This is a genomic window from Pseudonocardia sp. KRD291, assembly GCF_019263595.1.
Classification (GTDB): domain Bacteria; phylum Actinomycetota; class Actinomycetes; order Mycobacteriales; family Pseudonocardiaceae; genus Pseudonocardia.
On sequence record NZ_JADQDD010000288.1, the window covers coordinates 1 to 7,640 of the forward strand.

The following is a 7,640-nucleotide window of genomic DNA, read 5'->3' on the forward strand; positions in this document are numbered from 1 at the left end:
CACAACGCGGCGGGGTGAGGGTGCTTGCGCGCGTTGTGGAGCCATGGTGGGTGGGGCTGCTGGTGGGTTACGCGGTGTGGTGGGTCTCCTGCAGGGCGTAGACGGGGGTGTCGATGCCCTCCGCTCTCGCCTTGAGCTGCAGCGACAGGTAGAGCGAGTAGTGCCGCGACTGGTGCAGGTTGCCGCCGTGGAACCACAGGTTGGGCTGCTGGGTGGGCTTCCACATGTTGCGCTGCTCGCCCTCCCAGGGACCGGGGTCCTTGGTCGTGTCCGAGCCCAGGCCCCACACCTTGCCGACCTTGTCCGCGACGTCCTGCCCGACGATGTCGGCGGCGAGGCCGTTCATCGACCGGTAGCCGGTGGCGTAGACGACCAGGTCGGCCTCGAGACGGGTCCCGTCCTCCAGCACGACCTCGGACTCGGTCAGCTCCTTGACCTGCCCGTTGACCAGCTTCACGCTGCCGTCGGCGACCAGCTCACCGGCGCCGACGTCGATGTAGTAGCCCGAGCCGCGGCGCAGGTACTTCATGAACAGGCCGGAGTCGTCGTCACCGAAGTCCAGGTCGAACCCGGCCTTCTCCAGCCGGGCGTAGTAGTCGGCGTCCTGCTCGCGGACGGCGTCGTAGGCCGGCTTCTGGAACTGGTTCATGATCTTGTACGGCAGCGACGCGAAGATCAGGTCCGCGGTGCGGGTGTCGACGCCGTTCGCGACCGCCTCCTCCGAGTAGAGCGCGCCCAGTGCGTGCTCCATCAGGGAGTCGGACTTGATCAGGTGCGTCGAGGACCGCTGCACCATGGTGACGTCGGCCCCGGCCTCCCACAGCGAGCCGCAGATGTCGAACGCCGAGTTGTTCGACCCGACGACGACGACCTTCTTGCCGACGTAGGCGTCCGGGCCGGGGTGCTCCGAGGAGTGCTGCTGCTCGCCGCGGAACTTCTCCGCCCCGGGGAACGTGGGCACGTTCGGCTTGCCGGAGACGCCCAGGGCGATCACCAGCTGGCTCGGCCGGAGGGTGACCTCGGTGCCCGCCCGGTCGACGACGACCGTCCACTTGCCGGCCGCCTCGTCGAAGGTCGCCGACTTCGCGGTCGTGGAGCCCCAGTAGTTGAGCTCCATGATCTTCGTGTACATCTCGAGCCAGTCGCCGATCTTGTCCTTCGGCGCGAAGACCGGCCAGTTGTCCGGGAACTTCAGGTAGGGCAGGTGGTCGTACCAGACCGGGTCGTGCAGGGCGAGGCTCTTGTAGCGGCGCCGCCACGAGTCGCCGGCCTTCTCGTTGCGCTCGACGATGATCGTCGGGACGCCGAGCTGGCGCAGCCGCGCCCCGAGCGCGATGCCGCCCTGCCCGCCGCCGATGATGACGACCTCGGGCTGGCGGGTGTAGCCGAGCTCCTTCGCCTCTTTCTCCCGGTCCTCGAGCCAGGTCACCCGGTCCGGGTTGGCACCGTGCTCGGCGCCCTTGGGGCGGCGCTCGCCGGAGGGCTCCTCGTGGCCCTTGAGCTCGTCGAGGGTGGTGAGCAGCGTCCACGCCTTCCCGTCGACGACGCGCACGTGCCCGGTCCCGCGACCGGTCGCGGTCTCGAACGACAGCCAGGCCTCGGTGACGCCGTCGGCCGTCGCGGGCTCGGCGGTGATCTCCCAGTTCGACGGGTCGGTCCGCTCCAACGTCGCGTTCAGCATGTCCGCGACCTGCTCGCGACCCTCGACGGTCTTGAGGTTCCAGGTGAACGAGACGAGGTCGCGCCAGTAGCAGTCCTCGGCGAACAGCGACGTCACGCGGTCGACGTCACGGGCGGACAGCGCATCGGCGAATGCGGAGACCCAGGTCTCCGCCGTGGTCCTGGACTCGGACCGTTGCAGCGTCTGGCTCACGGGCTCTCCTCCTGCGGTGAGCGGGATCGAGAAGACCGCGACGGGCTCACCAGCCTGCAGTGCCGCGGTCATCGGGGCGTGCGGGGTGGAGTAGACACGACCGGAGTGGCCCGGCGCACACGTTGGGACAAGGTTGCAATGCCACATCGCGATCCGCGGCGACCGCGGGTCGCGGCCGGCCCAGAACGTGCTTGGAACGTGCTCAGAACGTGAGGACGGCCCGGCCGCGCTGCCCGCCGGCCTCCAGGGCGCGGTGCGCGTCCGCGGCCCGCTCGGCCGGGTAGGTGCCGGCCACCCGCAGCGTCAGCGCGCCGGAGGACGCGAGCGCGCGCAGGCCGTCGAGCTTCGCGCGGTCCTCGGCGATCGTGCGCACCCACACCGGGTGCCAGGTGATCCCCCGGACCTCGCTCCCCCGGTACCCGCGCACGGTGGCGACCCGGCCGCCGTCGCGGACCGCGGGCAGCAGGGCCTCGCCCTGCACGGAGCCGTCGGCGAGCCCGTCGACGCCGTCCGGGACGACCTCGCGCACGGCCGCGGCGAACCCGTCCCCGCGCGCCAGCACGACGTCGGCACCGAGCGCGCGGACCAGGTCCCGATCGTCGTCGGCGGCGTCGGCGACGACCCGGATCCCGGCCGCGACCGCAAGCTGCACGACGTACCCGCCGAACGCCCCGGCCGCGCCGGTGACGGCGAGCGTCCCGCCGGCGGGGACGGCCAGCTCGTCGAGCGCGAGACGGGCGGTGAGCCCGTTCATCGGCAGCGTCGCGGCGGCGACCGCGTCGGCCCCGTCGGGCAGGGCCGTCGCCGAACCGACCGGGACCACGACGTACTCGGCGTAGGCCCCGTGGGTCCCGGAGGGAACGACGACGGCCATCGCGGCGTCACCGACCGAGAGCGGGGCCCCGATCCCGTCCGGGTTCCCGCCGCCCACCTCGTCCACGACGCCGGCGACGTCCATCCCGGGCACCCACGGCGGGTCGACGTCCTGGCGCCGCGTCGCGCGCTGCAGCGTGTCCGTCGGGTTCACCGCCGCGGCCCGCACCCGGATCCGCAGCTCACCCGGGCCGGCGTGCGGCTCCGGCAGGTCGAGGACCTCGAGGGCGTCTGGGCCACCCGGGACGCGTACTCCCACCGCTCGCATACCGGCGGACCCTAATCCTCCGCCGTGGCGCGCGCCGGTCGTCACGAACGGGTGAGCGTCGTGACCGTCCGCCGTCGGGGGCTCGCCCGACCCGGGTGAACCGGGTCGATACGATGAGGGGCCGGTACGGATCTCCGGGTCATCGTCGCCCGTACCCGCATCACGGCCGGGAGTGCGCAGAGTAGACCGCCAGTTCCCCAGCCGATTGGTGCTTCATGCAGATCCACACGACTCCTCTGGCCGGGTCGGCCCTGATCGATCTCAAGCTCCTCACCGACGACCGCGGGTTCTTCGCGCGCTCGTTCTGCGAGCAGGAGTTCGCCGACGCCGGGCTGGACCCGACGATCACGCAGTGCAACATGTCCTACAACCACGTCGCCGGGACGCTGCGCGGTTTCCACTACCAGCTCGACCCGAACGCCGAGGTCAAGGTCATCCGGTGCATCCGGGGCGCGATCTACGACGTGATCGTGGACCTGCGCCCGGACTCCCCGACCTACCTGCAGCACTTCGGGGCGGAGCTCTCGCAGGACAACCGCCGGGCGATGTACGTGCCGCGCAACTTCGCGCACGCCTACCTCACGCTGACCGACGAGGCGGAGACGATGTACCAGGTCTCCACGCCCTACACCCCGGGCGCGGAGCGGGGTCTGCGCCACGACGACCCGGGTCTCGGCGTCGAGTGGCCGGTCCCGGTCGTGAAGATCTCGGACAAGGACGCGTCGTGGCCGCTGCTGTCCGAGAACGCCGACTTCGCCGGTGCGTCGGCACCGGCCGGGACGGGCGGTCGCTGACATGCTGATCGTCGACAACGCCCTGCGGGCCCGCGCCGCCCGCGGCGAACCGATCCGGGTCGGCATGATCGGTGCCGGTTTCATGGGCCGGGGACTGGCCAACCAGATCGTCAACTCGGTACCGGGCATGGACCTGGTCGCGATCGCCAACCGCACCCTCGCCCACGCGCGGCGCGCCTACACCGATGCGGGCCTCGAGCCGCGCGAGGTCGACTCGGCCACCGAGCTCGACGCCGCGGTCGCGGCCGGCACGCCCGCCGTGCTCGGCGACGCGTTCGAGCTGCTCAAGGCGACCCACCTGGACTGCGTCGTGGACGTCACCGGCGCCGTCGAGTTCGGTGCGCACGTGACGCTGGCCGCGATCGAGCGCGGCCTGCCGGTCGTGACGATGAACGCCGAGCTGGACGGCACCGTGGGCCCGCTGCTGGCCCACCGCGCCCGCTCCGCCGGTGTCGTGCTCACCGGCGCGGACGGCGACCAGCCCGGCGTGCAGGCCAACCTGCTGCGGTTCGTGCAGGGCATCGGCGTCACCCCGCTGGTCGCGGGCAACATCAAGGGCCTGCAGGACGAGTACCGCACGCCCACCACCCAGCAGGCCTTCGCGGAGAAGTGGGGGCAGGACCCCTACATGGTCACCAGCTTCGCCGACGGCACGAAGGTGTCGTTCGAGCAGGCGATCGTGGCGAACGCGTTCGGGTTCACGGTCGGGCGGCGCGGCATGTACGGCCGCGACCACGACGGGCACGTCGACGAGCTGACCGGCGTCTACGACGTCGAGGAGGTGCAGGCACTCGGCGGGGTCGTGGACTACGTGGTGGGTGCGAAGCCGGGTCCGGGCGTCTACGTGCTGGGCACCCACGACGACCCGAAGCAGCGGCACTACCTTGAGCTCTACAAGCTCGGGAAGGGCCCGCTCTACAGCTTCTACACCCCGTACCACCTGTGCCACTTCGAGGTGCCGAACACGATCGCCCGGGCCGTCGACTTCGCCGACGCGGCGCTCACCCCGCCGGCCGGGCAGCACGTCGACGTCGTGGCCACGGCCAAGCACGACATGTCCGCCGGGCACGCCCTGGACGGCCTGGGTGGCTACGACACCTACGGCGTCGCCGAGTCCAGCCGGGTCACCGGCGACGAGCGGCTGCTGCCGATGGGCGTCGCCGAGGGCGCCACGCTCCTGCGCGACGTCGCGAAGGACGAGGTCCTGACCTACGGCGACGTGTCCCTGCCCCCGGGACGGCTGATCGACCAGCTGCGCGAGGAGCAGGACAAGCTGTTCCGCTGACGCTGCTCCCGCGGGACCGGTCACCCGGTCCCGCGGGCCGTGCCCTGCCCGGCCCTGCCAGCACTGCCTGCCGTGCTCAGCCGGCCATCGTCAACCCGCCGCTGACGCTGAGCACCTGCCCGGTCACGTAGGACGCGCCGTCGGAGGCGAAGAACCGGACCGCGGCCGCGACGTCCTCCGGCTGCGCGAGGCGCCGGAACGGGATCGCGCGGATCAGCGACTGCTGCAGCTTCTCGTCGACTCCCGCGGCGAACAGCGGGGTGTCGGTCGGGCCGGGGCACACCACGTTGACGTTGATCTGGTGGCGCGCCATCTCGCGGGCCAGCGACTTCGAGAACGCGATCACGCCGCCCTTGGCCCCGGCGTAGATCGTCTCGCCGGAGCTGCCGACCCGGCCGGCGTCGCTGGCGATGTTGACGACCTTCCCGCCGTTACCGGCCTCGACCATCGCCGGCAGGAACGCCCGGCAGACGTGCACCTGGCCCAGGTAGTTGATCGCGACGACCTTGTCCGCGAACTCCGGCGTGGAGTTGAGGAACGCGTCCGTGCGGTCCCAGCCCGCGCAGTTGACCAGCACCGACACCGTGCCGACCTTCTCCGCGACCTCGGCGGCGAGGTTCGCCACCGAGTCCGGGTCGGCGACGTCGACCTCGGATGCGGAGATCCGGTCGGGGTTCTGCGCGACGGTCGCGGCGGCGCCGTCGGCGTCGAGGTCGGCGGCCACCACCCGGTCGCCGTCCGCGGCCAGGGCGAGCGCGATGGCCCGCCCGATCCCGGACCCGGCCCCGGTCACCACGGCGATACGGTCGCTCATCTGCTGCTCCTTCTCGTCGGCACCGGGCGCGCGACGTTCGCGCAGCCGGAACTTCTCCGATCTTGCCGGTCAGCGTGGCACGGGAGCGCGTCGACGGGCTCGAGCCGCTCCGGGAGGTACCGGGTCGCGACGGCCAGGCTGGCCCGGGGCGGGCCGGGGCCCGGCTCGAGCGGCCCCTTCGGGGCCCGGTGGTGAGCGAAGGGGCCCCTCGGGACACCTCCCCGACACCGCGCGGCACGGAACGGTCCGTTGTAGAGCTGGGTGCCGCGGGCGCCCGAACACGGGGCCGACCGGACGTTGTGGGCAGGTGAGATGATGTTCATGCCGCTGCGCCACGGTCGGAGGGCCATGGTCGTCATCTCGCCCCGCGGCGATGCCTCGTCGCCGCGGCGAGCGCCACGTTCCGGTGGTGGCGACCGCCAGAACGTGACCCTCGCCGTCCCCGCCTGGGCCTGATCCACAGCGCGGACCGCGCCACGGCCGAGGAGCGGCCAACCGAGGGGCGGCGGCCAGGGGTGAGCGGCCAGGGGTGAGCGGGCGGCCAGGGGCGGTCCGCGGCGGACGGCCTCCGTCAGGTCCGCGCGGATGCTCCTGCCAGGTCCGCGAGCTCGCGCAGGCGGGTCGCGCAGTCGTCGACGATCCGGCGGGTGATGTCCCCGGCCGGTGCCAGCTCGGCGAACCCGCCGACGACCTGCCCGATGAAGAACGACTCCAGCGCCGTCGCACCGGCATGTCCGTCCTCGGCCGCGGAGTCGATCCGCGACCAGGCGTCGGCGATCAGCATCGGCTGCAGCGGCATCGGCAACGGGGCGGGGCTGCCGGGGCGCTCCCACTCGTCGTGCCAGGCGCTGCGCAGCTGGCGGGCGGGCTTGCCGGTGCGGGTCGGCGAGCGCAGCGTGTCCGAGCTGCTCGCGGCCAGGAACTTGCGCTTGACCGGGTCCGGGGTGATGTCCTCTCGGCTGGAGAGCCACACCGATCCGCACCACACCCCGGCCGCGCCGAGTGCGAGCGCGGCGGCCATCTGGGCACCGGTGGCGATCCCGCCCGCGGCGAGCACCGGCACGTCACCGGCCCGCTCGACGATCTCCGGGGTGAGGATCATGGTGGCGATCGTGCCGGTGTGCCCGCCCGCCTCGGTGCCCTGCGCGACGAGCAGGTCCACGCCCGCGTCGAGCTGGCGGGCGGCGTGCTCGGGCTTGCCCACCAGTGACGCGACGACGACACCGGCGGACTTCGCCCGCTCCACCAGGGTCGGTGGCGGGGTGCCCAGCGCGTTCGCGACCAGCGCGACCGGGTGTGAGAACACGACGTCGAGCAGCGCCGGGACACCGCTCGGGTCCAGGTTCGCGACGATCTCCGGGTTCTGCGCGGGCGGGGTGGACGGCGCCGGGATGTCGTAGCGCTCGAGCAGCTCGTCGACGAAGCGGACGTGCTCGTCGGGGATCTGCGCGCGCAGGCTGGCGATCAGGTCGGCCGGGTCGCCGGCCGCGGTCGCGCCGGGGACCAGCAGGTCGACGCCGTAGGGACGTCCGTCGAGCTGCTCCTCGATCCAGGTGAGCTGGGCGTCGAGCTCCTCGGGGCCGTACATGGTCGCGGCGAGCACGCCGAGCCCACCGGCCCGGCTCACCTCCGCGACGACGCCGGGTGAGCGGTTGAACCCGACCAGCGGGGCGTCGATGCCGAGCAGGTCGGTCAGGGCGGTGCGCATCAGGTGTCCTCCCACGAGGGCGCCG

General features: G+C 72.6%; 6 protein-coding genes. 2 read left to right on the forward strand and 4 right to left on the reverse strand.

Going from position 1 to position 7,640, the window contains the following annotated elements; genetic code table 11:
• Positions 1-67 precede the first annotated feature (67 nt).
• Positions 68-1,873, reverse strand: coding sequence for an NAD(P)/FAD-dependent oxidoreductase (locus I4I78_RS27265; protein WP_218614366.1), 1,806 nt, complete (start codon positions 1,871-1,873; stop codon positions 68-70).
• Between the two features lie 202 nt (positions 1,874-2,075).
• Positions 2,076-3,014, reverse strand: coding sequence for an NADP-dependent oxidoreductase (locus tag I4I78_RS27270; RefSeq protein ID WP_218614367.1), 939 nt, complete (start codon positions 3,012-3,014; stop codon positions 2,076-2,078).
• 215 nt (positions 3,015-3,229) lie between these two features.
• Here I4I78_RS27270 and rfbC point away from each other — a divergent pair, with 215 nt between their 5' ends.
• Both rfbC and I4I78_RS27280 read left to right on the forward strand, forming a co-directional pair.
• On the forward strand, positions 3,230-3,808 hold the full coding sequence (gene rfbC, locus I4I78_RS27275) for a dTDP-4-dehydrorhamnose 3,5-epimerase (protein ID WP_218614368.1): 579 nt from the start codon (positions 3,230-3,232) through the stop codon (positions 3,806-3,808).
• A gap of 1 nt (position 3,809) precedes the next feature.
• Complete coding sequence (locus I4I78_RS27280; protein WP_218614369.1) at positions 3,810-5,093, forward strand: NAD(P)H-dependent oxidoreductase; 1,284 nt, start codon at positions 3,810-3,812, stop codon at positions 5,091-5,093.
• 76 nt (positions 5,094-5,169) lie between these two features.
• Here I4I78_RS27280 and I4I78_RS27285 read toward each other — a convergent pair whose 3' ends face one another.
• Both I4I78_RS27285 and I4I78_RS27290 read right to left on the reverse strand, forming a co-directional pair.
• Positions 5,170-5,907 carry an SDR family NAD(P)-dependent oxidoreductase gene (locus I4I78_RS27285; protein WP_218614370.1) on the reverse strand — a complete coding sequence of 246 codons (738 nt, stop codon included), beginning with the start codon at positions 5,905-5,907 and terminating at the stop codon, positions 5,170-5,172.
• Between the two features lie 571 nt (positions 5,908-6,478).
• Positions 6,479-7,640 (reverse strand): nitronate monooxygenase family protein (locus tag I4I78_RS27290; protein WP_226380529.1); only part of this gene is annotated, 1,162 nt, incomplete at its 5' end.